This window comes from Pseudomonas sp. LH21 (assembly GCF_036549575.1).
Lineage (GTDB): Bacteria > Pseudomonadota > Gammaproteobacteria > Pseudomonadales > Pseudomonadaceae > Aquipseudomonas > Aquipseudomonas peradeniyensis.
This window is the reverse complement of the sequence record NZ_CP144367.1, coordinates 4,599,210-4,623,283: the sequence shown is the minus strand read 5'-3', so window position 1 is coordinate 4,623,283 and position 24,074 is coordinate 4,599,210. Positions and strand designations below refer to the sequence as shown.

Genomic DNA, 24,074 nt, shown 5'->3' with positions numbered 1-24,074 from the left:
GGACTACCTGAAATGAAGAAATGCTGAACCTTCAGGTGTTGTTTACTGGGGCTTCATCGCAATGCGCAACAGATATGTTGCGTTTGCGGCCTGTTTGCTGCATTTTCTTCTGGTGCACCCATGAAGTACAGCGAGCTACGTCGATGGCTGCGGTCCCAAGGCGCCACCTTCGTTCCTGCCAAAGGCAGCCATTTCAAGGTTTACCTGGGTGATCGACAAACCATCTTCCCCGATCATGGCGCCAAGGAAATGGGTGAAGGGTTGAGGAAGAAGATCCTCAAGGATCTTGGGTTACGCGATTGACCACGCAACGAGGTGACGAAATGAATTTCGATTATCCGGTGAACGTGCACCGTGATGCAGGCAGTGTCTGGATCAGTTGCCCGGATATCCCCGAGATGGCCAGTGCGGGGGATACGCTCGATGAGGCGCTGTTCGATGCGGTGGATGCCCTGGAGTCAGCGCTTTCACTGTACGTAGATCGTCGGGTCGCCATTCCGTTGCCTTCGTCATTGCAATCAGCCGAGGCTGTAGTCAGGTTGCCGGCGTTGACCGCCGCGAAGGCTGCCTTGTGGAACACCATGATTGCCCAGAACGTAACCAAGACGGAAATGGCCCGACGGCTTGGCGTGAACCGGCCTCAGGTGGATCGCCTGGTCGATCTGTTGCATCGCTCCAAGATCGAGCAGGTCGAGCATGCCTTGCATGTGTTGGGGCAGCGCATCGAACTTGCAGTGGTGGCTGCCTGAGGTGGCTCCGGGAGCTTACCTCCCGGCTAAGTTTGTAGTGTGGTCCATCCAGGATTACCCCGGATGAACCGGATAGGACTTATTTCCCAGGCACTAGCGTCAACCGCTGACTACCATATGCCCTTGCAAAATTTTGCGGTTGCAGCGGCAGGCTGCTGAAGCGGCCTTTGAACCAGGCATCGAGCCCGTCGCTGTAGTGGCGGCTGGCCGGGTTGCCGGACTGGCCGTTGCTGGTCAGTACCTGCAGCGGTTCGGCCTGGCCGAAGTCGACGATCATCCGCGCCGAGGCCGGCAGCTGGGTGTCGAAGCCGTTCCCCCAAGCATAAGGGGTCAGGGCCAGGGTGCTGAAGTCGCCGCCCGCCGCCAGGGGCACACGGTCGAGCTTGTCGCCCAGGCCGTGGTAGGCCGGTGCCGGCCAGCGGTACTGGTGCAGCTTGCCCCATTGCCAGGCGCGGCGATCGGTGCCGAGCTGGGCGGTGCCGGTATCCACCGCGGCGGCCAGGCTGCGGGCGAGGATGGTCGGCTTGTCTTCCTTCTGCGGCGTGCCGCGATCATCCCAGAACGGGCTGTCCTCGCGCCCCAGCAGGTGATCGACCTGGGCGGAGTAGGACAGCTGGGCATTGCCGACGAAGGCCTGCCAGGCCGGGCTGGATTCTGGGCCCAGCTCGTCGAGGAAGGTCTGCCGGGTGACCGCCTGCAGGAACAGTTCATACAGCGCGGCATCGGCCGAGACCGGGCTCAGCCGACCATCGAAGGTTTTGAGCCGGGCCAGGGCATCGCGGGCCTTGTCGCGCTGAGCGGCGGGCAGGGCATCGATGGCCTGCTTGAGCGGCTGGGCCATGCCGGGCGCGTCGAACATCTGCTTGAGCTTGTCAGCCAGCAGCGTCACCTGGTCGTTCTGCAGGGCCATCAGGCTACGGCTGTCGTGACGACCGTTGCCGGCCAGCTGGGCCATGCGCTCGGCACGCTCGGGGTAGTACCAGCTGCTCGACAGCTGCATGCCATAGCCCTTGGGCAGGCTGCGCTGGTTGGCGTGGCCGATGAAACCGGCGGGCGGATCCTGGTCGTAGGGGTGCAGCATCGCGTCGGCGTAGCCGTCCCAGTCATAGCGCCCGTCCCAGCCCGGCGAGGGCAGCAGGCCCTGGCCTTCGCGGCGGTTGGGGTAGCGGCCGCTGACCTGCCAGCCGATGTGCTGGGGCTCGGCGAACACGAAGTTCAACGCCGCCGCAGCGACCTCGCGGGTGCTGTCGAAGGCGCGCTCGATGTTCTGTGCGCGGGTCAGGTCGAACAGCGCGTCGAGGCTGCGATCCTCCTTGAGCTGCGGCAGGTGCAGGGCCAGGGCCAGGCTGCCATGGCCCGGCAGCAGGGTGCCGTGGCGGGTGTCGTACATCACCTCGCGCTGCGGGCGCTGGCCGCGGACGAGGAAGGTTTCGTTGCGTGCGCGGGCCTGCTGCCACTTGCCGTCGGCGAGGTAGCTCAACTGGTTGCCCTGGCGGCGTACCTGCTCGAGGAACAGGTCCTGGTTGTCGGCCATCACCGCGCTGCTGCTCCAGGCCAGCTTGCCGTTGTAGCCGGCCAGCACGATCGGCAGGCCCGGCAGCGACAGGCCGGCGACCCGGTACTTGGTGGTATGGATCTGCACCGGGCTCAGTGCCCAGGTGGCGCGGCTGTCGCTGGCCAGCAGGCTCTTGCCGCTGCGGCTGCGCTGGGGCGTCAGGGCCAGGTTGGCCGAGCCGGGGGCGCCCAGCAGGCCGAGGTCGGCCAGTTGCTGGCCGGCGGCGGTGAGTGCGCCGAGCCCTGGTAGCTGGCTGGCCAGGTTCACGCCCTTGAGTTTGTCGATCTCGCCCTCTGCCAGTGGCTCGTCGGGGGCGCCGGGCAGCAGCCAGGCGAGTTTGTCGGCACCGACCTTCTGCGCCAGGGTCAGGGCGGACAGTTCTTCCTGCAGGTTCACTGACTGGCTGAAGGCATAGAGGCTGAAGATCAGCGCCGAGTCTTCGGGTTTCCAGTATTCCGGGCGGTAGTCGCTGCGGGCGAGCTCGCCCGGCAGCTTGTCGCGGTAGCGGAACAGGTAGGCGTTGACCCCGCGGGCGTACACCTCGAAGAAGCGCTTCAGGCGCGGCGAGGCATCGGCGTAAAGCTGGCCGGCGCTCTGCTTGAGGTTGGCGGCGCGCATCAGGCGGTCCATCTCCAGGGCGTCGGCCCCGGCCAGCTCGGCCAGGCGTCCCTGGGCCAGCAGGCGCATGGCGACCATCTGCTCGATGCGATCCCCGGCGTGCAGGTAGCCCAGGCTGAACAGCGCGTCATGGAAGCTGCTGCTTTCGATCAGCGGCGCGCCCATCGCGTTGCGCCGAACCGAGACGTTCTGCGCCAGGCCCTTGAGCGGTTGCACGCCGGTCGTCGGCAGCACACTGTCCTGGTGACCACCCATCTGGCAGCCGCCGAGCGCGAGCAGGCCAAGCAACGCGGCAGCACTGCCGAGGCGGAGAGGGAAGGGCGGAAGGACGGGGGCGGCCATGACTAGGCTCCTGCAGGGCGTGGCGGGGTTCTGAATGGCGCTAAGGTAGTGAGCGCGCAGTCGCCGTGCAAGGTGCCGGGGAGCTTTATTTACCAGTGGTAGTGCTGGTGCGTGCAAATCGCGGGTCAAGCCCGCTCCCGCGACGATTTGCCGGAGAGCGGGCTTGACCCGCGATGGCCTGCTTCGACGTCGATCAGGCGCCGTGGCACTTCTTGAATTTCTTCTCGCTGCCGCACGGGCAAGGGTCGTTGCGGCCGACGTCCTTCAGGGCGTTGCGCACCGGCTCCTGGTGGCCGTGGTTGCAGTGCGGGCCGTGCACATGGCCATGGTCGTGGTCGTGGTGATGGTCGTGACCGTGGTTGCAGTCGGGGCCATGGACATGGGGTTGCTGGGTCATTGCGGGGTTACTCCGGTTGTAGATCGCCGGGGATTATCTCACCCCTTTGCGACAAGTGCAGGTCCCGATGGACGATCAGCCCGGTGGCCAGCTCGCCGCGCAGTTGGTATTGCAGGGGTTGCCCACTCTTGAGCAGCTTCGCCAGGGGCTTGAGGTGCTGCCAGAGGTTGGTGCGCACGGTGATCTTGAAGGTACGCCGAGCCTGGCCGCCGACGCTGCGCCAGAGGCTGGCCTCGTCCTCGGCCAGGAGCAGGTCGCCCAGGCGCACCGAATAGGTCAGATGGCGGATGAACAGGCGGCTGTCGTTTGGGTTGTCGACCCGCAGGTGCAGGACGAACTCCTGCTGGTGCAGACGCATCTTCACCGGCTTTACCTCAAGCAGGTGCAGCTGTGGCTCGCGCCAGGTGTCGTCGCCCCAACTGGCGCAGCCCGCCAGCCAACCCAGCAGCAGGCCGAGTGTGAGCAGGCGGGCCAGGGGGCGCATGTTCAACTACCGAGGTAACTGGCGCAGCATTTCTTGAACTTCTGCCCGCTGGTGCAAGGGCAGGGGTCGTTGCGGCCGGCCTTGAGCGCCACGGTCGGGTCGATGAAGTACCAGCGTCCGGCATGCTGGACGAATGCCGAGCGCTCGCGGTGCTGGTGGTCGCCTTCCAGGTCGTGCCAGCGCGCGGTGAAGGTGACGAAGGCGTGCTCGGGTTGCCCGCCCAGTACCTCGGCGCTTTCCACCTCCAGACCCAGCCAGGTGCTCTGCGCGCTCCAGGCTGCCATGGCGGCGCGATCCAGCTCGGCCTGCTGGGCCGGCAGGGTGGTATCGACCAGGTAGTCCACCAGGCCCAGCACGTAGGCGCTGTAGCGCGAACGCATCAGGGCCTGGGCATCCGGCGCCGGAGTGCCGCTGTGATAATGCCCGCAGCAGGCGTCGAGCAGGTTGCCGCTGCCGCAGGGGCAGATCGAGACACTCATCCGGTCACCACCAGTACTTGCCGAAGTTTTCAGGGTTGGCCCAGAACTTCGCATTGAGCCAGTCCGGGACCTGCTTGTAGTCATGCAGATCATAGGTGAACAGGCTCAACACCTGTTCGTCACGCTGGAATTTTTCGCTGGCCGAGAGTGCCAGCGAATAGAAGTCGGTGTCCTGCCAGCCGCAGGCGTTCAGATCCGCCAGCACTGCGACGCGGCTGGCGTTGAGGTTGCGGATGCCGCCCAGCAGCTCCAGGCCGGTGCGCTTGGGCAGGTGCTCCAGGCAGTCGACCAATACCGCCAGGTCGAAGCGTCGGGCCGCCTGTTCGGCGGGGAGCGGACCGGGTGCGGCGACCTCGATCCGGGTCTCGGGATGTGCGGCAGCGAAGGCTTCCAGAGCTGGGAAGCGACTGCCCACCAGCAGCAGCTGGCGCGGGGTGAAGCGATCGAGCAGGGCGGCCAGGGCCTGCTGCGGCGTGCGTTGTGAGAAAACCTCGGTCATTGCCATTCCTCGTTCAGGTCGCTCAAGACTAGCGGTCCTGGGCGATCGGGCAAAGAGGCGCGTCGCCACGTCGGGGCTTATTGCTGGCAGAGCGGTAATCGCCGGTCTTTACTCCCAGGGCATCGGTAATGCACCGATTCCCCCTAGGAGAAGCAACAAGATGAGCATAGTACGCACAGCGATACCCCTGGTTCTGCTCACCAGTGTGTTGACTGGTTGTGCAGGTTTGCAGAAAACCGACTGGCCGAAGTGCGCTGCCGTCGGGGGCGTGGGCGGCGCGGCCCTGGGCGCGATCGAGAGCTCCAGCTGGGCTGGCTGGGGCGCATTGCTCGGTGGTGGCCTGGCGGCCGGCTATTGCTGGGCCCACGGCGATGGCGACGAAGACGGCGATGGTGTGCCGGACAGCCGCGACAAGTGCCCTGGCACTCCGCGTGGCGTGCAGGTCGATGCCAACGGTTGCCCGCCTGAGCCGGCGCCGGTGGTCGAGGAAGTGGTGGTGCAGAAGGAAGAGGTCATCGTCATTCGCGATGTGCGTTTCGAGTTTGACTCGGATCGTTTGACCACTGCGGATAAAATGCGCCTGGACAAGATCTCCAGCCGCCTCAAACAAGAGGCGTCAAGCGCCCGGTTGAGCGTTTCCGGTCATACCGACAGCGTCGGCTCCGACAGCTATAACCAGAAGCTTTCCGAGCGTCGTGCCCAGTCGGTGACCAATTACCTGGTCGAAAACGGCGTGCCGCGTGCCAGCTTCGTCTCGGTGGTGGGCGCTGGCGAGACCCAGCCGGTGGCCGACAACGCCACTGCCGACGGCCGTGCCATGAACCGCCGCACCGAGATCAAGATCCAGCGTTAAGTGCCGCGTGCCCGCGCCTTGAGAAGTGGCGCGGGCGCGTCTTTACTCCTGTGTGACCGGTAGCGGCCGGTGACACAGGAGCAATCACCATGCGTGTTTTGTCGAAAGCGGCCCTGCCGTTGGTGGTGGCGACGAGCCTGATTTCAGGCTGCGCCACCCACAGCGATGGCAGCGCGCCCCTCAATCAAAGGACCTGGCCCATCTGCAGCCTGCTTGGCGGACTGGTCGGCGGCGGCCTGGGCGCCATCGAGAGTTCCACCTGGGCAGCCGGTGCCGGCGTTGCTGGTGCGATTGCCGGTGGCCTGATCTGCTATGCCCAGGATGGCGACGAGGATGGCGATGGCGTATTCGACCGCCGCGACCGCTGCCCGGACACCCCGGCTGGCACCCAGGTCAATCACATGGGCTGCCCGTTGCCGCAGTATCCGGCGTCGGCACCTCAACCGGAGCCGGCGGCAACCCCGGAGGTGATCACGCTCGATGACCAGGGCCAGGTGCTGTTCGCCTTCGACTCCGCCGAGCTGACCCAGGGCGCTCAGCAGCGCCTGCAAGGTTTGCTGCCCAAGCTCAACGACCCCGGCGTGGCCAGTGTCAAGGTCATCGGTTTCACCGACAGCGTGGGCTCGGACAGCTACAACCAGCGCTTGTCCGAGCGCCGCGCCAGCGGTGTTGCCGAGTACCTGATCAGTCAGGGGCTGGCGCCGAACAAGGTGACCAGCCAGGGCCGTGGCGAGAGTGAGCCGGTGGCTGACAACGACACCGATGAGGGTCGCTCGCGCAACCGACGGGTGGAACTGCACCTGAACTGAACCCCTCTGGCGCATGCCCTGGCAGTAGGGTTACTGTTGCCGGCGCGGTCCGCTCGAACAGGCCGCGCCGACATAACAACAATCCATGGGGGCCGGACATGAAGTTCATCCTGGGCCTGGGCAAGGCTCTGACGGTGGCGTTCTGGGGCGTGGTGCTGTTCAACCTGTTCATGCCACAGCCGTTGCCGCTCAATCTGCTGATCAATGCCGCGGGTATCGTCCTGCTGTCGCTGCATGCGCTGGAGGTGCTGTTCTTCAATGGCAGCCTGCGCGGGCGCAGCCATCGCTGGTTCGACCGCCTGCAGATCCTGCTGACCGGTATCTTCCACGTCATGTCCATCCCCCGTCCGCAGGAGGCGTCGAGCCATGCGTAAACTGATGTTGCTGGCCGCACTGGCCAGCCCCCTGGTCCAGGCCGAAAGCCTGGAGGTCGCCGCCCATTCGATGCTGCGTCTGCCCAACAAGGCGGCCAGCGTGCACCTGGAGCAGTTGCGGGTGGCCGACTCGGCGACGCTGTTGCTGCCGGCCACGCTTACCGAACTGAAGATCGACCGGCTCGAATTGGGGCGCGATGCGCGGATCGCCATCGCGCCGGCCGAGCGGGACCTGAGCATCGAGGCTTTGAGTGCCTACCTGGGCGAGGGCAGCGAATTCAGCGCGCCTGGGGCGCCCGGGACCTATGAGCGCGCGGCGCGGCCGGGGCGTAACCTGGATCTGCGGTTGCAGGCGCTGGAGGCGGATCGGCTGTCGATCGATGCCCGGGGCGGGGCGGGGGCGCCTGGGTATGTTGGGCTTGATGGGGCCAATGGCAAGCCTGGGGGTTGTACCTGGGGGCAGGCCAGCCGGGGGGCCAATGGTGATGATGGTGGTAATGGGCATGATGGGGCTTCCGGTGGGCGGGTTCGTCTGGCGGTGCCTGAAGGGTTTGCGCAGGAGCGGATTGTGGTGAGGCTTGATGGTGGTGCGCCGGGCAAGGCGGGGGCTGCTGGGAAGGCTGGTTTGGGTGGTGCCAGTAAGGGGTGTCTGGTCTATCGGACTGATGCTGGGGGTAATGGGCGGCCTGGGCAGGCCGGGCAGCCTGGGTTGGCTGGGGGGGCGGGGGAGTTGATTCTTCAGCGGCTTTGAATTTTTTGGATTAGTGTTGTTTGGTTGTTTGGTTGTTTTAGTTGGTGTTGAGAGTTGTATGCGCATTCATTTGTGATGTCGACGCTTATTCACCTTTCCGCCCTTACGTGAACTGACCCCCGAAAGTTGGACACCTGATTCCAACCGGAGGGTGTTCCATGACGAAATACAATCTAGCGCTCAAGCAAGCACTCATCGAAGAGTGCCTTTCTGCACGGAGTGTTCATGAGGTAGCACTGAAGCATAGCCTGAGTCCATCGTTGCTACGCCGTTGGATAAAGGGCTATGAGCAACACGGCGCAGCAGGTCTGACTACCAAGTACAGCCACTACGACGCCCAGTTCAAGTTGAAGGTTTTGCAGTGCATCGAGCAAGACGGACTGTCAGCCCAGCAAGCCTGCATACAGTTCGATATCCGTGGCCCGAGTAGCATCAGGCAGTGGAAAAGGCTGTACGATGAAGGCGGACTAGAAGCACTTCACCCGCATCGTGCCCGAGAATCCCGAATGCCCCGCAAAGCATCAAAACAACCCAGCATAAGTCCGGCTACCCCTGCAGATACCGAGCTGACACCTGAGCAGATGCTCGAAGAGCTGGAATATCTGCGTGCGGAGAATGCCTATCTAAAAAAGCTCGATGCCTTGATCCAAGCGGATCCCCGCACTGCGCAATCAAGAAAGCGCAGGCCGTCCAAGGATTGAGGCATGAGCATCGACTGGCTTTGCTTTTACGCGCGGCAGGGCTGGCGCGCAGCACCTTCTATTACCAAAGCAAAGCGTTGGTGACCGACAAGCATGCGGCCCTCAAAGAGCGCATCAATAGCCTCTATCACAAGCACAAGGGGCGGTACGGCTATCGCCGCATCACCGCAGTACTTGAGCGCCATGGCGAGGTGATCAATCACAAGAAGGTGCAGCGGTTGATGCAGATGATGGATCTAAAATCGCTGGTAAAAGTGAAGAAATATCGCTCCTACCGAGGTTCCGAAGGGCTTGTTGCATCTGATCTGCTCAAGCGTGAATTCAAGGCGGAAGCCCCTAATCAGAAATGGGTAACCGATGTAACAGAGTTCAAGGTGAAAGGGCAGAAGCTGTATCTTTCACCTGTGATGGACCTGTACAACGGCGAAATTCTTGCCTATCAGATCAATCCGCGCCCTGAGTTCAAGATGGTCTCGACGATGTTGGAGCAAGCTTTCGAGCGGCTGAACCCAGATGACAAACCGATATTGCACTCCGATCAAGGTTGGCAATACCGACAGCCTGCTTATCGACATATGCTGGGCGGAAAGGAAATCCAGCAGAGCATGTCGCGTAAGGGCAACTGCCTGGACAATGCCGCGATGGAAAGCTTTTTCGGTACACTCAAGAGCGAGTTTTTCTATCTGGAATCGTTTGACAGTGTTGAGCAACTGGCATCAGGGCTAGAGGACTACATCGCCTACTACAATCAAGAACGTATAAGTCTAAGACTGAATGGCTTGAGCCCGGTACAATTTCGGACTCAAGCGCTGAACCCATAGCGTACCCCGTCCAACTTTCGGGGGTCAGTTCAACGGCGGGTAACTTTTTGAAGGATCAAAAAGTCACCAAAAAATCCTCGCTCCATTCATACGGCCCTCCGCTTCGCTCCGGGTTCCCTCACTCCGGCCTTGCTCCCGGGAGGACCGCGCTGTAGGGCCCATCCTGGGCCCCAGCGCTTGACGGGCATCCATGCCCGTCACCTCCCTCCGCAAGACCTCCGTTCGGCCTCCTGAAGTCGCGAAGTTACGAGCGGCGCCTGGGCTGGCGCAGCTGTCGCTAGTTTAAATCTAATTAATCTCTCGATTGCATCGCGGGGCAAGCCCGCTCCTACACGACAGTCGTCGTTATATATAACCCTGTAGGAGCGGGCTTGCCCCGCGAACGGGTCGGAACAGCCAATATATAACTAACTGTCAACCAACTAACTTTGCATCTCTTGCTCTTGCTCTTGCTCTTGCTCTTGCTCTTGCTCTTGCTTCTAAGCGCGCAATAGTCCGGGCAACACCAATTGCGACTTCAGGAGGCCGAGCGGAGTTCTTGCGGAGGGAGGTGACGGCCATGGATGGCCGTCAAGCGCTGCGCCCCAGGATGGGGCGTTCAGCGCGGTCCTCCCGGGAGCAAACAAAGGCGTGAGGGAATCCCGCCACGAGCGGGACGGATGAACGGAGCGGAACGGTTTTGCCTACTTTTCCCTAGAGAAAAGTAGGTCGCCGTTGAACTGACCCCCGAAAGTTGGACGCCTGACTCCAACCGGAGGGTGTTCCATGACGAAATACAATCTAGCGCTCAAGCAAGCACTCATCGAAGAGTGCCTTTCTGCACGGAGTGTTCATGAGGTAGCACTGAAGCATAGCCTGAGTCCATCGTTGCTACGCCGTTGGATAAAGGGCTATGAGCAACACGGCGCAGCAGGTCTGACTACCAAGTACAGCCACTACGACGCCCAGTTCAAGTTGAAGGTTTTGCAGTGCATCGAGCAAGGCGGACTGTCAGCCCAGCAAGCCTGCATACAGTTTGATATCCGAGGTCCGAGTAGCATCAGGCAGTGGAAAAGGCTGTACGATGAAGGCGGAGTAGAAGCACTTCACCCGCATCGTGCCCGAGAATCCCGAATGCCCCGCAAAGCATCAAAACAACCCAGCATAAGCCCGGCTACCCCTGCAGATACCGAGCTGACACCTGAGCAGATGCTCGAAGAGCTGGAGTATCTGCGTGCGGAGAATGCCTATCTAAAAAAGCTCGATGCCTTGATCCAAGCGGACCCCAGCACTGCGCAATCAAGAAAGCGCAGACCGTCCAAGGATTGAGGCATGAGCATCGGCTAGCTCTGCTTTTACGCGCGGCAGGGCTGGCACGCAGCACCTTCTATTACCAAAGCAAAGCGTTGGTGACCGACAAGCATGCGGTTCTCAAAGAGCGCATCAATAGCCTCTATCACAAGCACAAGGGGCGGTACGGCTATCGCCGCATCACCGCAGTGCTTGAGCGGCACGGCGAAGTGATCAATCACAAGAAGGTGCAGCGGTTGATGCAGTTGATGAATCTGAAATCCCTGGTAAAAGTGAAGAAATATCGCTCCTACCGAGGTTCCGAAGGGCTTGTTGCATCTGATCTGCTCAAGCGTGAATTCAAGGCGGAAGCCCCTAATCAGAAATGGGTCACCGATGTGACTGAGTTCAAGGTGAAAGGGCAGAAGCTGTATCTTTCACCTGTGATGGACCTGTACAACGGCGAAATTCTTGCCTATCAGATCAATCCGCGCCCTGAGTTCAAGATGGTATCGACGATGTTGGAGCAAGCTTTCGAGCGGCTGAACCCAGATGACAAACCGATATTGCACTCCGATCAAGGTTGGCAATACCGACAGCCTGCTTATCGACATATGCTGGGCGGAAAGGAAATCCAGCAGAGCATGTCGCGTAAGGGCAACTGCCTAGACAATGCCGCGATGGAAAGCTTTTTCGGTACACTCAAGAGCGAGTTTTTCTATCTGGAATCGTTTGACAGTGTTGAGCAACTGGCATCAGGGCTAGAGGACTACATCGCCTACTACAATCAAGAACGTATAAGTCTAAGACTGAATGGCTTGAGCCCGGTACAATTTCGGACTCAAGCGCTGAACCCATAGCGTACCCCGTCCAACTTTCGGGGGTCAGTTCAATCTTGGGGTACTTTTCGCGCAACTGATCGGCGACCAGGCGCCACTGCTGATGACATTCGGCACGGCTGTCCTGGGCGAAAACCGTGCGCAGAAGCGCTGCCACCATGGTGCGCTGACCCTTGCCGACATGGGCCATGGCGTTACGCATGAAATGCACGCGGCAGCGCTGCCAGGTCGCGTTGAAGACCTTGGAGACAGCCGCCTTGAGCCCCTCGTGGGCATCGGAGATGACCAACTTCACTCCACGTAAGCCACGCCGCATCAGGCTTCGCAGGAAGTCCGTCCAGAACGGCTCGGCTTCTGATGGGCCAACACGCATGCCCAGGACTTCACGGCCACCATCGGTGTTCACGGCCACAGCGATTATTACGGCGACCGAGACGATGCGCCCGGCCTCCCGCACTTTGACGTAGGTGGCATCTATCCAGAGATAGGGCCAGTCGCCTTCAAGCGGTCGGTCAAGGAAGGCGTGAACGCGCTCATCGATCTCACCAGCCAGCCGTGACACTTGGCTTTTGGAGATGCCGGTCATGCCCATGGCCTTGACCAGCTCGTCCACCGAACGCGTTGAAACGCCCTGAATGTAAGCTTCTTGGATCACCGCTGCCATGGCCTTCTCGGCGGTACGTCGAGGCTCGAGAAAGCCAGGAAAGTAGCTGCCCTGGCGCAGCTTCGGGATCTTCAGGTCAACGTCACCGGCGCGGGTTTGCCAGAGGCGATCACGGTAGCCATTGCGGCTGTTTGTCCGGTCTGGGCTTTTGACATCGAAGCCGGCGCCGCACAGGCCTTCGACATCGAACTCCATCATGCGCTGGGCAACGAACTGGATCATTTGCTTGAGCAGATCAGCGTCTGCCCCTTTCTCAACCAACTCGGTCAATGCGATAGTGGGCTTGGTCATCGTGGTTTCTCTGGTGAAGGTTAAGTCCGCAAACTCAACGTTAGCCAAGAACCACGATGACCATCCTCTTTCGCCCGCAGGGCGCCTTCGGCTGGTTCAGTTACACCACTTCCTGGGACACGATCGGTTGATGCAGATGATGGATCTAAAATCGCTGGTAAAAGTGAAGAAATATCGCTCCTACCGAGGTTCCGAAGGGCTTGTTGCATCTGATCTGCTCAAGCGTGAATTCAAGGCGGAAGCCCCTAATCAGAAATGGGTAACCGATGTAACAGAGTTCAAGGTGAAAGGGCAGAAGCTGTATCTTTCACCTGTGATGGACCTGTACAACGGCGAAATTCTTGCCTATCAGATCAATCCGCGCCCTGAGTTCAAGATGGTCTCGACGATGTTGGAGCAAGCTTTCGAGCGGCTGAACCCAGATGACAAACCGATATTGCACTCCGATCAAGGTTGGCAATACCGACAGCCTGCTTATCGACATATGCTGGGCGGAAAGGAAATCCAGCAGAGCATGTCGCGTAAGGGCAACTGCCTGGACAATGCCGCGATGGAAAGCTTTTTCGGTACACTCAAGAGCGAGTTTTTCTATCTGGAATCGTTTGACAGTGTTGAGCAACTGGCATCAGGGCTAGAGGACTACATCGCCTACTACAATCAAGAACGTATAAGTCTAAGACTGAATGGCTTGAGCCCGGTACAATTTCGGACTCAAGCGCTGAACCCATAGCGTACCCCGTCCAACTTTCGGGGGTCAGTTCACGTAAAGGCGAAAAGGTGACTAAATGTCGACATCACCTACGAATGCGCATACAAAAACCAAAACAATCACCAAGGAACCAGAACCCGAACCCCCTCAAACCCAAACCCGCGAACTGGCCACCCCCACCACCAACACCCCAATCAACAAATTAACCCCCACCAACCGCCGAATCCGCCCCAGCACCCCAGCCCCCGAAGCCCAATCCCCAGCCTCCACCGCCGTCCGCAGTTCAGGCAGCAACAAAGACTGAACCCGCATGAACAACGCAAACATGACAATCCCCCCGCCAATCATCACCTGCACGTAACGAGGCGCGGTCTCGAACCCGGCAAACCGCAGGTGAATCATCCCGACCCCACTGACAGCCAACACCGCCACCGCCAGCCAGACCCATCTGAAGAATCGCTGGAAAACCTCCACCCACAACCGCAGCCGCGCAGGCCCCTCAAGCGCGGCAACCGTTGCCGGTCGCAGCACCAGCCAGGCGAAGAACATCCCCCCGACCCAGACAAGGGCGGCCAGGACATGCAAGGTGTAGGGCAGGGCAAAGGCAAGCATCCGGATCTCCATGCGGCACAAAGGGCAATAGCGGGGTATGATAGCCGGCCCATGCGAAACACTGAAAATATATCCAGCCCTCCGGGCGCCTGCAGACCATGATCAGCAACGAACTCAAAGCTACCATCCAGGGCGCCTACTCGCGTTTCCTCGAAGCCAAAAGCCTCAAGCCACGCTACGGTCAGCGCCTGATGATCGCCGAAGTGGCCAAGGTGCTCGGCGACATCGCCTGCGACGACGACGGCCGCCGTGCCGGCGAGCCCGCGGTGGTGGCCGTCGAGGCCGGCACCGGTACCGGCAAGACCGTCGCCTACAGCCTGGCCGCGATCCCCGCGGCCAAGGCCGCCGGCAAGCGCCTGGTGATCGCCACCGCGACCGTGGCCCTGCAGGAGCAGATCGTCTTCAAGGACCTGCCCGACCTGATGCGCAACAGCGGGCTGAACTTCAGCTTCGCCCTGGCCAAGGGCCGCGGCCGCTACCTGTGCCTGTCCAAGCTCGATGTCCTACTGCAGGAAGGCCATGCCCAGTCGGCCACTGCCCAGCTGTTCGAGGAAGAAGGCTTTCGCATCGAGGTCGACGAGCGCAGCCAGAAGCTGTTCAACAGCATGATCGAGAAGCTCGCCGGCAACCGCTGGGACGGCGACCGCGACAGCTGGTCCGAAACCATCGAGGACCAGGACTGGGCCCGCCTGACCACCGACCATGGCCAGTGCACCGGCCGGCATTGCCCGAACTTCCAGCAGTGCGTGTTCTACAAGGCCCGTGAAGGCATGGGCAAGGTCGACGTGATCGTCACCAACCACGACATGGTCCTGGCCGACCTGGCCCTGGGCGGTGGCGCCGTGCTGCCCGACCCGCGCGACACCATGTACGTGTTCGACGAAGGCCACCACCTGCCCGACAAGGCCATCGGCCACTTCGCCCACTATTCGCGCCTGCGCTCCACCGCCGACTGGCTGGAGCAGACCGCCAAGAACCTGACCAAGCTGCTGGCCCAGCATCCGTTGCCGGGCGACCTTGGCAAGTACATCGAGCAGGTCCCGGAGCTGGCGCGGGAAGTCCGCACCCAGCAGCAGTTCATGTTCACCCTCTGCGAGCAGGTGGCGGATTTCCGCGCCGGAGAGGACATGGAAGGCCGTGACCGCCCGCGCTACCGTTTCGAAGGCGGGGTGGTGCCTGAGCAGATCCGCGAAGTCGGCATCGAGCTCAAGAAAGGCTTCGCCCGCCTCAACGACCTGTTCACCCGCCTGGCCGACCTGCTCAAGGAAGGCATGGACGGCGAGAACAACATCGGTATCGCCAGCCACCAGGCCGAGGAGTGGTACCCGCTGTTCGGCAGCCTGGTGACCCGCGCCCAGGGCAACTGGGAGCTGTGGACCGCGTTCACTGCCGAAGACCCGGAAGACAACCCGCCCATGGCCCGCTGGCTGACCCTGGCCGAAAGCGGCGCGCTGTTCGACATCGAGGTCAACGCCAGCCCTATCCTGGCCGCCGAGATGCTGCGCAAGAGCCTGTGGAACGTCGCTTATGGTGCCCTGGTGACCTCGGCGACGCTTACCGCCCTGGGCAAGTTCGACCGCTTCCGCATGCGTTCGGGCCTGCCCCGCGACGCAGTGCAGTGCGTGGTGCCCAGCCCGTTCGTGCATGGCGACGCTGGCCTGCTGCGGGTGCCCGACCTCGGCGCCGACCCGCGGGACGCCACGGCGCACACCGCGGCGATCATTCGCGAGTTGCCGGGTATCGTCGAGGACGCGCGTGGCGCACTGGTGCTGTTCTCCTCGCGCAAGCAGATGCAGGACGTGTTCGACGGCCTGGACCGCGACTGGCGCAAGCTGGTGCTGATCCAGGGCAACCTGTCCAAGCAGGAGACCCTGAACAAGCACAAGGCGCGGGTCGATGACGGCCAGCACAGCGTGCTGTTCGGCCTGGCCAGTTTCGCCGAGGGTGTCGACCTGCCGGGCGCCTACTGCGAGCACGTGGTGATCGCCAAGATCCCCTTCGCCGTGCCGGACGATCCGGTCGAGGCCGCGTTGGCCGAATGGATCGAGGCCCGTGGCGGCAACCCGTTCATGGAAATTGCCGTGCCCGATGCCTCGCTGCGCCTGATCCAGGCCTGCGGGCGCCTGCTGCGCACCGAGCAGGACCGTGGCGTCATCACCTTGCTCGACCGCCGTCTGGTCACGCAACGCTACGGCAAGGCTATCCTCAATGCGCTGCCACCTTTCCGACGGGAAATCGGCTGAGCGCCGGAGCAAGACGCACAACCCGTTGTCCATTACTCGATTGCGAGCCCATGACGGGCTCCAAAGGAGAGTCATCGCCCTATGATCCGCCGCACCCTGCCTGTCGTGTTCTCCCTGTTGTTTAGCGCGCCCTTGCTGGCCGGGCAACAGACGTTGTTCAGCTTCGTGCGCCCGGCCTCGGTGGTGAATGTCGTCACCCAGGACGCCAGCCTGCCGCAGTACAACGCGGAACAGACAGCCGAAGGCGAAGTGTTGCGGCGGGTGGTGTTCAACCCAGTGGCGCAGCCGACCCTGCGCCTCGCGCCGCAAGGCGGAGCCTGGGACTGGAGCGCCGGTCAGGCACTGACCCTGCGCCTGCAGAGCGGGATGGACTGGGCGCTGACCGTCGATGTGACGGTGCAAAGCAGCGACGGGCGCACCCTCACCAGCCGCATCGACCTGCCGGCCGGGCCCGCGCAGACCGTGATGATTCCGCTCAAGGCCAGTTCGCCGCTGAGCCAGGGCATGCGCGCCGGGCCACCGATGCCCTGGACCTTCGAGGGGCAACGCCTGCTGCTCACCAGCAGCGAAGGCGCGGTGGACCTGGCGCAGGTCACTTCGATCAGCCTGAGCATTCCCCGCCCCAAGGTGGCCCAGAGCCTGTTGATCGAGAAAGTCGGCCTGCAGGATGACGATCAGGCGCTCAAGGCCGCCTACAGCGAGTTGATCGATGCCTATGGGCAGTCGACTCGGGGCCGCTGGCCGGAGAAGATCGTCGGCGATGAGCAGCTCAAGGCCGCCGACAACCGCGAACAGGCACAGCTCAAGGCCTGGCTGGCCGAGCGCGAAAAACTCAAGCTGGACACCTATGGCGGCCTGCTCGCCGGGCCGGCTTTCGAAGCCAAGGGCTTCTTCCGTACCGAGAAACGCGACGGCCGCTGGTACCTGGTGACGCCGGAGGGGCATCCGTTCTATTCGCTCGGCGTCAATGCCGTTGCCGCCGATGGCGGGCGTACCTATGTCGCTGGCCGCGAAGGCATGTTCAAGGCCCTGCCGGGCGAAGGCGACGCGATGAGCGCCTTCTATGGCGAGGGTAACAACGACGACGGCAATGCCTCGTCCCAAGGCCGGGGATTCAAGCAAGGCCGCTGGTTCGATTTCTATACGGCCAACCTGCAGCGCACCTACGGCAAGCCTTGCCCGCAGGAAGGCGTGGCTTGTCCGACACCGGTCCTGGACGCCCAGCGTTGGCAGGCCCATACCCTGGACCGCTTGCAGGCCTGGGGCTTCAACACCCTCGGCAACTGGAGTGACCCGGCACTCGCTCAAGCCAAGCGCCTGCCGTTCACCTTGCCATTGTCGATTGTCGGTGACTACGCCAGCATCAGTACCGGCATGGACTGGTGGGGCCGCATGCCCGATCCGTTTGACCCGCGCTTCGCCATGGCCACCGAGCGCGCCGTGGCCATCGCCGCCCGGGATCACCGCGACGACCCCTGGCTGATCGGTTATTTCGCCGACAACGAGCTGGCCTGGGCTGCCCCCGGCGACGATCCCAAGGCACGCTACGGCCTGGCCTACGGCACCTTGCGCCTGACCACCGATGTGCCGGCCAAGCGCGCGTTCCTCAAGCAGCTGCGCGACAAGTACCGCAACCAGCAAGGCTTGTCCAAGGCCTGGGGGATCGAGTTGACCGCCTGGGAGCTGATGGAAGACCCAGGCTTCGAGGCGCCCTTGCCCAACCCGGAACACCCGGAAATCGAGCGTGACTACCAGTATTTCCAGCAGGTGTTCGCCGAAACCTATTTCAAGACCATTTCCGATGCCCTGAAATGGCATGCGCCCAACCATCTGCTGCTGGGCGGGCGCTATGCGGTCAGCACGCCCGAGGCGGTAAAGGCCTGCGCCAGGTTCTGCGATGTACTGAGCTTCAACTTCTATACCTTGAAGCCTGAAGACGGCTACGACTTCGCCCGTTTGACCGAGCTGGACAAGCCGGTGCTGGTCTCGGAGTTCCAGTTCGGTTCCCGCGATCGTGGCCCGTTCTGGCCAGGCCCGCTGGAGGTGGCTCGTGAGGAAGACCGCGGCCCGGCCTATGCCAACTTCCTCAAGGCCGCCATGGCCCAGCCGATGATCGTTGGCGCGCACTGGTTCCAGTACCTCGACCAGCCGGCCAGCGGCAGGCTGCTGGACGGCGAGAACGGCCACCTGGGCCTGGTGGCCATTACCGACGTGAGCTACCCAGGCTTCGTCGAGGCGGTGCGCCGGAGCAACCTGCAGAGCCTCACGCAGCTACGCACCGAACTGGACAAGCCCGCTCCCAAAAAATGAGTGCTGTCCCCAGGAGCGCTTTCGTGGGAGCGGGCTTGCCCCGCGATAGCGTCAGACCAGGGAATATAGGCAGGCCCCTGACAACCACCCAGCCATATCCAGTTTGCAAATCGCCCAACTACTGAAACAATGCACCCCTTTGCAAGCCAGGCCGTACAGAGAGGTAGTCGGGTGCAGATCCAGGGTCACTATGAGCTGAAGTTCGAGGCGGTGCGCGATGCCTTCGCCGCGTTGTTCGAGGATCCCCAGGAGCGTGGTGCCGCATTGTGCATCCAGGTCGGCGGCGAGACCGTGGTCGACCTGTGGGCCGGCAGCGCTGACAAGGACGGCCGCGAGGCCTGGCACAGCGACACCATTGCCAACCTGTTCTCCTGCACCAAGACCTTCACCGCCGTCACAGCCCTGCAACTGGTGGGCGAGGGCAAGCTGGCCCTCGATGCGCCGGTGGCACGCTACTGGCCGGAGTTCGCCCAGGCCGGCAAGGAGCAGGTCACCCTGCGCCAGCTGCTCAGCCATCGCGCTGGCCTGCCGGCCATTCGTGAGCTGCTGCCGGCCGAGGCGCTGTACGACTGGCAGGCCATGGTCGATGCCCTGGCCGCCGAAGCGCCCTGGTGGACGCCCGGCAGCGAACACGGTTATGCGGCGATCACCTATGGCTGGCTGATCGGCGAGTTGATCCGTCGCGCCGACGGTCGTGGCCCGGGCGATTCGATCGTGGCCCGCACCGCCCGGCCATTGGGGCTGGATTTCCATGTCGGCCTGGCGGACGACGAATTCCACCGTGTGGCGCATATCGCCCGCGGCAAGGGCAACCCCGGCGATGCCGCGGCCCAGCGCCTGCTGCAGGTCACCATGCGCGAGCCCGAGGCCCTGTCGACCCGGGCCTTCACCAACCCGCCGGCGATTCTCACCAGCACCAACAAGCCCGAATGGCGGCGCATGCAGCAGCCGGCGGCCAATGGCCACGGCAACGCCCGCAGCCTGGCGGGCTTCTATGCCGGCCTGCTCGACGGCAGCCTGCTGGAGTCCGAGCTGCTCGACGAACTGACCCGCGAGCACAGCCTCGGCCAGGACCGCACCCTGTTGACCCAGACCCGCTTCGGCCTGGGCTGCATGCTCGACCAGCCAGAGGTGGCCAACGCCACTTTCGGCCTTGGCGCACGGGCATTCGGTCATCCCGGCGCGGGTGGCTCGGTCGGCTTCGCCGACCCCGAACACGACGTGGCCTTTGGCTTCGTCACCAATACCCTGGGCCCCTACGTGCTGATGGACCCGCGTGCCCAACGCCTGGTGCGGGTCCTTGGCAGTTGCCTTTGATCGGGTAACGCGGGTATTGCCCGGACCCTTTGACTATCCTCAATGCCAACGCCTGACGCGTATGGGCAAAATTTCTTTCTATTTCATGGTGTATCGCTGATGTCTTCACATAAAACCTTAGCACTCGCCCTGTGCCTGGCCATGACCGGCTGCGCCAGCCATTCCCAGGACGCTTCCAAGGACAGTGGCCTGAACTGGTGGCCCTTTGGCTCGGACAAGGTCGCCGACAAGGAAGTGAAGGAGGCCGTCGTCGAAAACGTCGCCAAGGCCGATGCCAAGTCCGAAAGCGCCAGCCGCTGGTGGTGGCCGTTCGGTAGCGACGAGAAAAAGGACAAGGTCGCGGCGGTGCCGAAGATCGACCAGAAGGCCACCCAGGCCTGGCTCGACCAGTACGAGCCGAAGGTCCGCGAAGCGATCAAGGGCAGCAAGTTCGAACTCGAACGCCGTGAAGATGTGCTGGCGGTGACCATTCCGGTAGACAGCTCCTACAACCCGGACCGCCCGAACATGCTGCTGCCGGTCACTCTCGGCCCGATCACCCAGGTGGCCAAGGCCATCGAGACCGACACCAAGACCGCCGTGCTGATCCTCGGCCACGCCGACAGCAGCGGTGCCACCGTCGCCAACCAGAAGCTCAGCCTCGAGCGTGCTGCTTCGGTGTCGGCGATCTTCCGCCTCAGCGGCCTGCAGCGTGACCGCCTGATGCTCAAGGGCATGGGCTCGGTGATGCCGCGCGCCGCCAACGACAGTGCCGAGGGCCGCGCCCTGAACCGCCGCGTCGAGCTGTTGCTGACCCCGCAGAACACCATGGTCGCGTTGCTGGCCAAGTACCAGCAGGCCGCCCCGGCACCGGCCCCGGCGGCGATGGTCGCCACCCAGGACGCCAAGGCCCCGGCCGCCAAGCCAGCCGTCAAGGCCGCTGCCAAGCCGGCTGCGAAAAAACCGGCCGCCAAGGCCAAGGCGCCGGCCAAGGCCAGCACCGCCGCGAAGAAGAAAGCCGCTCCGGCCAAACCTGCCGCGAAGAAGGCCGTCACCGACAAGAAAGTCGCCGCCAACAGCCCTGCGAAGACCAACTGATCGTCAAGGAAACGCAGTCATGACCCAATCCCTGGCCGATATGCGCCGCGACTACACCCGTGATGGCCTGGCCGAAGCCCAGGCCCCGGGGGAGCCGTTCGCGCTGTTCCACCACTGGTTTGCCGATGCGGTGAAGACCGAGCAGCTACCGGTGGAAGCCAACGCCATGACCCTGGCGACTGTCGATGCCGACGGCCGCCCGCATTGCCGGGTGCTGTTGCTCAAGGCCTTAGATGCCCGAGGGTTCACCTTCTTCACCAACTATGAAAGCGCCAAGGGCCAGCACATCGCGGCGAACCCGTTCGCGGCCATGACTTTCTTCTGGCCGGCGCTGGAGCGCCAGGTGCGGATCGAAGGGCGGGTGGAAAAGGTCACGGCCAAGGAGTCGGACGATTACTACCAGGTACGTCCGCTGGGCAGCCGCCTGGGCGCCTGGGCGTCGCCGCAGAGCCAGGTGATTGCCGACCGCGAGGAACTGGAAGGGCTGGTCAAGGCCACCGAGGCGCGCTTTTCCGATACGCAACCGCATTGCCCGGAACACTGGGGTGGCTATCGCCTGGTGCCGGAGCGTGTCGAGTTCTGGCAGGGGCGGGCCAGTCGTCTGCACGACCGGCTGAACTTCCGGTTGGTCGATGGCCAGTGGCTGCGCGAGCGTTTGGCGCCCTGACATCTGGGGCCGCTGCGCGGCCCATCGCGGCACAAGGCCGCTCCTACAGGGATCGCGTAACCCCTGTAGGAGCGGCCTTGTGCCGCGATGGGCTGCAAAGCAGCCCCAGCATTACCGATACCCGGCCGCCTCCCGCTCCAGCCACGCCGCCAACTCCTTGCGCCGCACCTTCTCGACCCGCGCCCGCTCCAGCAACTCGAGCATGAAATCCCGCTTCGCCGGATCCTCCCCGGCCAGCGACAGCGCCAGGTCCCGGTCCATCCAGCGCCGCATGCGCACATACAGCCACCCGTGAAAATACAGGCCGGCGATAGTCACCACGACGACGATGAAGTAATCCATGGCTATCCTTGGTCTCACGTAAAAGCCCGCCACACAGTTGGCATAGGCTGTACCTGGGCTGAATGAAAACAATTTTATAACGTTTGCGCCGTGACACTTGTCAAGGCGCGGAGTCTAATGGACACCTGTCTTATGGAGATTGACCCCATGCGTAAATCCGCTTTGCTGCTGGCCAGCTTCACCACCGTGTCGCTGCTGCTGGGCGGCTGCCAGTCGTCGCTGACCGGCGACAGCTACTCCCGTGATGAGGCTCGCCGCGTGCAGACCGTGCGCATGGGCACCATCGAATCCCTGCGTCCGGTGAAGATCGAAGGCACCAAGACCCCGATCGGTGGTGGTGCTGGCGCCATCGTCGGTGGTGTCGCCGGTAGCGCCATCGGTGGCGGCCGTGGCAGCGTCGTGGCTGCGGTGATCGGTGCCGTGGCCGGTGGCCTGGCAGGTTCCGCCGCCGAAGAGGGCTTGACCCGCACCCAGGGTGTCGAGATCACCGTGCGTGAAGACGACGGCAGCATGCGCGCCTATGTGCAGCAAGTGCAGCAGAACGAGGTTTTCCGCGTGGGCGAGCGTGTGCGCATCATGACCGTCGATGGCACCAGCCGCGTCACTCACTGATCGCCGTACAAAAGAAACCCCGAACGGGCCTGGCCTGTTCGGGGTTTTCTTTTGCCTGTAGCCGCGATCGGATTACAGGCCGAGCATGTCTCGCGCCACCGCTTCGGCGATACGGATGCCATCCACGCCGGCCGAAAGAATGCCGCCAGCGTAGCCCGCGCCTTCGCCCGCCGGGAACAGGCCCTTGAGGTTGAGGCTCTGCAAGCTGGCATCACGGGTGATGCGCAGCGGCGACGAGGTGCGGGTCTCGATGCCGGTCAGCACCGCGTCGTGCAGGTTGTAGCCCTTGATCTGGCGGTCGAAGGCCGGCAGCGCCTCACGGATCGCCTCGATGGCGAAGTCCGGCAGGCTCGGGGCCAGGTCGCCGAGGGTCACGCCCGGCTTGTAGGACGGCTCGACGCTGCCCAGCGCGGTGGACGGGCGGCCTGCGACGAAGTCGCCCACCAGCTGCGCCGGTGCCTGGTAGTTGCTGCCGCCCATCACGTAGGCATGGGCCTCCAGGCGTTCCTGCAGCTCGATGCCAGCCAGTGGGCCGCCCGGGTAGTCGCGCTCGGGGTCGATACCGACGACGATACCGGAGTTGGCGTTGCGCTCATTACGCGAGTATTGGCTCATGCCGTTGGTGACCACGCGGCCCGGTTCGCTGGTGGCGGCGACCACGGTGCCGCCCGGGCACATGCAGAAGCTGTAGACCGAGCGACCGTTCTTGGCGTGGTGCACCAGCTTGTAGTCGGCGGCGCCGAGTTTCGGATGGCCGGCGTACTTGCCCAGGCGCGCCTTGTCGATCAGCGACTGCGGGTGCTCGATACGGAAACCGACCGAGAACGGCTTGGCTTCCATGAACACGCCCTTGGCGTGGAGCATACGGAAGGTATCGCGGGCGCTGTGCCCCAGGGCCAGCACCACATGCCGCGAGTGCAGCTGTTCACCGCTCTGCAGTACCACGCCGGTGAGCTGTTCGCCGTCGATCAGCAGGTCGGTAACCTTCTGCTCGAAGCGTACTTCACCGCCCAGGGTGATGATTTCCTCGCGCATCTTCTCGACCATGCTGGTCAGACGGAAGGTGCCGATGTGCGGCTTGTTGATGTAGAGGATCTCGTCCGGCGCGCCGGCCTTGACGAACTCTTCCAGTACCTTGCGGCCGTGGTGGTTCGGGTCCTTGATCTGGCTGTACAGCTTGCCGTCGGAGAAGGTGCCGGCGCCGCCTTCGCCGAACTGCACGTTGGACTCGGGGTTGAGTACGCTCTTGCGCCACAGGCCCCAGGTGTCCTTGGTGCGCTGACGCACTTCCTTGCCGCGCTCGAGCACGATCGGCTTGAAGCCCATCTGCGCCAACAGCAGCCCGGCGAAGATACCGCAGGGGCCGAAGCCGACCACGATCGGCCGTTGCGTCAGCTCGGCCGGGGCTTGGCCTACGAACTTGTAGCTGACATCCGGGGCCACGCCGATCTTGGCGTCGCCTTCGAAGCGGCGCAGCAGCTCGGCTTCGTTGCTGGTTTCAAGGTCGATGGTGTAGATGAACAGCAGTTCGCTGTTCTTCTTGCGCGCATCGTAGCTGCGCTTGAACAGGGTGAAGCCGAGCAGTTGCTCATCGCTGATGCCCAGGCGCTGGACGATGGCGGCGCGCAATTCGTCGTCGGAGTGGTCCAGGGGCAGCTTCAGTTCGGTGATTCGTAGCATGGCAGGGTCC

General features: G+C 63.0%; 22 protein-coding genes and 2 pseudogenes. 15 read left to right on the top strand and 9 right to left on the bottom strand.

Translation table 11 applies throughout. The features are described from left to right. Positions 1-120 precede the first annotated feature (120 nt). Both VUG52_RS21125 and VUG52_RS21120 read left to right on the top strand, forming a co-directional pair. On the top strand, positions 121-303 hold the full coding sequence (locus tag VUG52_RS21125; RefSeq protein WP_050704039.1) for a type II toxin-antitoxin system HicA family toxin: 183 nt from the start codon (positions 121-123) through the stop codon (positions 301-303). 20 nt (positions 304-323) lie between these two features. Next, entirely contained in the window at positions 324-749 is a 426-nt protein-coding gene (locus tag VUG52_RS21120) for a type II toxin-antitoxin system HicB family antitoxin (RefSeq protein ID WP_050704040.1), read from the top strand. Between the two features lie 79 nt (positions 750-828). Here VUG52_RS21120 and VUG52_RS21115 read toward each other — a convergent pair whose 3' ends face one another. The 5 genes from VUG52_RS21115 to VUG52_RS21095 form a co-directional block, all read right to left on the bottom strand. After that, complete coding sequence (locus VUG52_RS21115; protein ID WP_050704041.1) at positions 829-3,264, bottom strand: penicillin acylase family protein; 2,436 nt, start codon at positions 3,262-3,264, stop codon at positions 829-831. A 193-nt stretch (positions 3,265-3,457) separates the two neighbouring features. Further along, entirely contained in the window at positions 3,458-3,661 is a 204-nt protein-coding gene (locus tag VUG52_RS21110; protein ID WP_012313055.1) for an SEC-C metal-binding domain-containing protein, read from the bottom strand. A gap of 7 nt (positions 3,662-3,668) precedes the next feature. Beyond that, positions 3,669-4,145, bottom strand: coding sequence for an LEA type 2 family protein (locus VUG52_RS21105; protein ID WP_050704042.1), 477 nt, complete (start codon positions 4,143-4,145; stop codon positions 3,669-3,671). Between the two features lie 2 nt (positions 4,146-4,147). Next, on the bottom strand, positions 4,148-4,624 hold the full coding sequence (locus VUG52_RS21100) for a YchJ family protein (protein ID WP_050704043.1): 477 nt from the start codon (positions 4,622-4,624) through the stop codon (positions 4,148-4,150). 4 nt (positions 4,625-4,628) lie between these two features. Next, on the bottom strand, positions 4,629-5,123 hold the full coding sequence (locus VUG52_RS21095) for a DUF6231 family protein (RefSeq protein ID WP_028690059.1): 495 nt from the start codon (positions 5,121-5,123) through the stop codon (positions 4,629-4,631). A gap of 160 nt (positions 5,124-5,283) precedes the next feature. Here VUG52_RS21095 and VUG52_RS21090 point away from each other — a divergent pair, with 160 nt between their 5' ends. From VUG52_RS21090 to VUG52_RS21065, 6 genes are all read left to right on the top strand, one after another. Further along, entirely contained in the window at positions 5,284-5,976 is a 693-nt protein-coding gene (locus VUG52_RS21090; RefSeq protein ID WP_331832038.1) for an OmpA family protein, read from the top strand. 89 nt (positions 5,977-6,065) lie between these two features. Then, positions 6,066-6,785: an OmpA family protein gene (locus tag VUG52_RS21085; protein ID WP_331832037.1), complete on the top strand. Its 720-nt coding sequence runs from the start codon at positions 6,066-6,068 to the stop codon at positions 6,783-6,785. A 98-nt stretch (positions 6,786-6,883) separates the two neighbouring features. Then, on the top strand, positions 6,884-7,159 hold the full coding sequence (locus tag VUG52_RS21080; RefSeq protein WP_050704046.1) for a DUF1145 domain-containing protein: 276 nt from the start codon (positions 6,884-6,886) through the stop codon (positions 7,157-7,159). Beyond that, the gene (locus VUG52_RS21075) at positions 7,152-7,910 is read left to right on the top strand and encodes a collagen-like protein (protein ID WP_331832036.1); all 759 of its coding nucleotides are present in this window, start codon (positions 7,152-7,154) and stop codon (positions 7,908-7,910) included. The genes VUG52_RS21080 and VUG52_RS21075 overlap by 8 nt, the downstream gene beginning before the upstream one ends. Positions 7,911-8,068: 158 nt before the next feature. Beyond that, a protein-coding gene (locus tag VUG52_RS21070; RefSeq protein WP_220689933.1) for an IS3 family transposase occupies positions 8,069-9,432 on the top strand; the annotation gives its coding sequence in 2 pieces (ribosomal slippage) (positions 8,069-8,554 and positions 8,557-9,432; 1,362 coding nt in all). Between the two features lie 765 nt (positions 9,433-10,197). Beyond that, positions 10,198-11,561 (top strand): IS3 family transposase gene (locus VUG52_RS21065; RefSeq protein WP_409077784.1). Its coding sequence is split into 2 segments (ribosomal slippage): positions 10,198-10,683 and positions 10,686-11,561, totalling 1,362 coding nucleotides; the frame shifts between segments, so codons are not numbered across the junction. A gap of 31 nt (positions 11,562-11,592) precedes the next feature. Here VUG52_RS21065 and VUG52_RS21060 read toward each other — a convergent pair. After that, positions 11,593-12,495, bottom strand: a pseudogene (locus tag VUG52_RS21060) (IS256 family transposase); the annotation flags it as partial. A 124-nt stretch (positions 12,496-12,619) separates the two neighbouring features. Between VUG52_RS21060 and VUG52_RS21055 the strand changes: the two are divergent. Further along, a pseudogene (locus VUG52_RS21055) lies at positions 12,620-13,225 on the top strand (IS3 family transposase); the annotation flags it as partial. A 126-nt stretch (positions 13,226-13,351) separates the two neighbouring features. Here the strand turns inward: VUG52_RS21055 and VUG52_RS21050 are convergent. Then, positions 13,352-13,816 carry a CopD family protein gene (locus tag VUG52_RS21050; RefSeq protein ID WP_186716121.1) on the bottom strand — a complete coding sequence of 155 codons (465 nt, stop codon included), beginning with the start codon at positions 13,814-13,816 and terminating at the stop codon, positions 13,352-13,354. Between the two features lie 98 nt (positions 13,817-13,914). Between VUG52_RS21050 and dinG the strand changes: the two genes are divergently transcribed. The 5 genes from dinG (at position 13,915) to pdxH (ending at position 21,430) form a co-directional block, all read left to right on the top strand. After that, positions 13,915-16,059 (top strand): ATP-dependent DNA helicase DinG, encoded by a 2,145-nt coding sequence (gene dinG / locus VUG52_RS21045; RefSeq protein ID WP_050704221.1) that lies wholly within the window; start codon positions 13,915-13,917, stop codon positions 16,057-16,059. A gap of 81 nt (positions 16,060-16,140) precedes the next feature. Then, the gene (locus tag VUG52_RS21040) at positions 16,141-18,369 is read left to right on the top strand and encodes a beta-galactosidase (protein ID WP_050704222.1); all 2,229 of its coding nucleotides are present in this window, start codon (positions 16,141-16,143) and stop codon (positions 18,367-18,369) included. A gap of 171 nt (positions 18,370-18,540) precedes the next feature. Then, positions 18,541-19,686 carry a serine hydrolase domain-containing protein gene (locus VUG52_RS21035; protein ID WP_050704223.1) on the top strand — a complete coding sequence of 382 codons (1,146 nt, stop codon included), beginning with the start codon at positions 18,541-18,543 and terminating at the stop codon, positions 19,684-19,686. 99 nt (positions 19,687-19,785) lie between these two features. Beyond that, a complete protein-coding gene (locus VUG52_RS21030; RefSeq protein ID WP_050704224.1) occupies positions 19,786-20,763 on the top strand; it encodes an OmpA family protein in 978 nt (325 codons plus the stop codon). A 19-nt stretch (positions 20,764-20,782) separates the two neighbouring features. Then, positions 20,783-21,430, top strand: coding sequence for a pyridoxamine 5'-phosphate oxidase (gene pdxH, locus VUG52_RS21025; protein ID WP_050704225.1), 648 nt, complete (start codon positions 20,783-20,785; stop codon positions 21,428-21,430). A gap of 111 nt (positions 21,431-21,541) precedes the next feature. On the opposite strand, the gene VUG52_RS21020 is transcribed toward pdxH, so the two are convergent. Then, complete coding sequence (locus VUG52_RS21020; protein WP_050704226.1) at positions 21,542-21,772, bottom strand: hypothetical protein; 231 nt, start codon at positions 21,770-21,772, stop codon at positions 21,542-21,544. A gap of 147 nt (positions 21,773-21,919) precedes the next feature. Here VUG52_RS21020 and VUG52_RS21015 point away from each other — a divergent pair, with 147 nt between their 5' ends. Beyond that, the gene (locus VUG52_RS21015) at positions 21,920-22,384 is read left to right on the top strand and encodes a glycine zipper 2TM domain-containing protein (RefSeq protein ID WP_050704227.1); all 465 of its coding nucleotides are present in this window, start codon (positions 21,920-21,922) and stop codon (positions 22,382-22,384) included. Positions 22,385-22,456: 72 nt separating this feature from the next. Here VUG52_RS21015 and VUG52_RS21010 read toward each other — a convergent pair whose 3' ends face one another. Then, complete coding sequence (locus VUG52_RS21010; RefSeq protein ID WP_050704228.1) at positions 22,457-24,064, bottom strand: NAD(P)/FAD-dependent oxidoreductase; 1,608 nt, start codon at positions 24,062-24,064, stop codon at positions 22,457-22,459. Positions 24,065-24,074 lie beyond the last annotated feature (10 nt).

Bases quoted from the DNA above. Each gene is read 5' to 3' on its own strand.
- VUG52_RS21125 (WP_050704039.1), top strand. From the start codon at position 121: ATGAAGTACAGCGAGCTACGTCGATGGCTGCGGTCCCAAGGCGCCACC.
- VUG52_RS21120 (WP_050704040.1), top strand. From the start codon at position 324: ATGAATTTCGATTATCCGGTGAACGTGCACCGTGATGCAGGCAGTGTC.
- VUG52_RS21115 (WP_050704041.1), bottom strand. From the start codon at position 3,264: ATGGCCGCCCCCGTCCTTCCGCCCTTCCCTCTCCGCCTCGGCAGTGCT.
- VUG52_RS21110 (WP_012313055.1), bottom strand. From the start codon at position 3,661: ATGACCCAGCAACCCCATGTCCATGGCCCCGACTGCAACCACGGTCAC.
- VUG52_RS21105 (WP_050704042.1), bottom strand. From the start codon at position 4,145: ATGCGCCCCCTGGCCCGCCTGCTCACACTCGGCCTGCTGCTGGGTTGG.
- VUG52_RS21100 (WP_050704043.1), bottom strand. From the start codon at position 4,624: ATGAGTGTCTCGATCTGCCCCTGCGGCAGCGGCAACCTGCTCGACGCC.
- VUG52_RS21095 (WP_028690059.1), bottom strand. From the start codon at position 5,123: ATGACCGAGGTTTTCTCACAACGCACGCCGCAGCAGGCCCTGGCCGCC.
- VUG52_RS21090 (WP_331832038.1), top strand. From the start codon at position 5,284: ATGAGCATAGTACGCACAGCGATACCCCTGGTTCTGCTCACCAGTGTG.
- VUG52_RS21085 (WP_331832037.1), top strand. From the start codon at position 6,066: ATGCGTGTTTTGTCGAAAGCGGCCCTGCCGTTGGTGGTGGCGACGAGC.
- VUG52_RS21080 (WP_050704046.1), top strand. From the start codon at position 6,884: ATGAAGTTCATCCTGGGCCTGGGCAAGGCTCTGACGGTGGCGTTCTGG.
- VUG52_RS21075 (WP_331832036.1), top strand. From the start codon at position 7,152: ATGCGTAAACTGATGTTGCTGGCCGCACTGGCCAGCCCCCTGGTCCAG.
- VUG52_RS21050 (WP_186716121.1), bottom strand. From the start codon at position 13,816: ATGCTTGCCTTTGCCCTGCCCTACACCTTGCATGTCCTGGCCGCCCTT.
- dinG (WP_050704221.1), top strand. From the start codon at position 13,915: ATGATCAGCAACGAACTCAAAGCTACCATCCAGGGCGCCTACTCGCGT.
- VUG52_RS21040 (WP_050704222.1), top strand. From the start codon at position 16,141: ATGATCCGCCGCACCCTGCCTGTCGTGTTCTCCCTGTTGTTTAGCGCG.
- VUG52_RS21030 (WP_050704224.1), top strand. From the start codon at position 19,786: ATGTCTTCACATAAAACCTTAGCACTCGCCCTGTGCCTGGCCATGACC.
- pdxH (WP_050704225.1), top strand. From the start codon at position 20,783: ATGACCCAATCCCTGGCCGATATGCGCCGCGACTACACCCGTGATGGC.
- VUG52_RS21020 (WP_050704226.1), bottom strand. From the start codon at position 21,772: ATGGATTACTTCATCGTCGTCGTGGTGACTATCGCCGGCCTGTATTTT.
- VUG52_RS21015 (WP_050704227.1), top strand. From the start codon at position 21,920: ATGCGTAAATCCGCTTTGCTGCTGGCCAGCTTCACCACCGTGTCGCTG.
- VUG52_RS21010 (WP_050704228.1), bottom strand. From the start codon at position 24,064: ATGCTACGAATCACCGAACTGAAGCTGCCCCTGGACCACTCCGACGAC.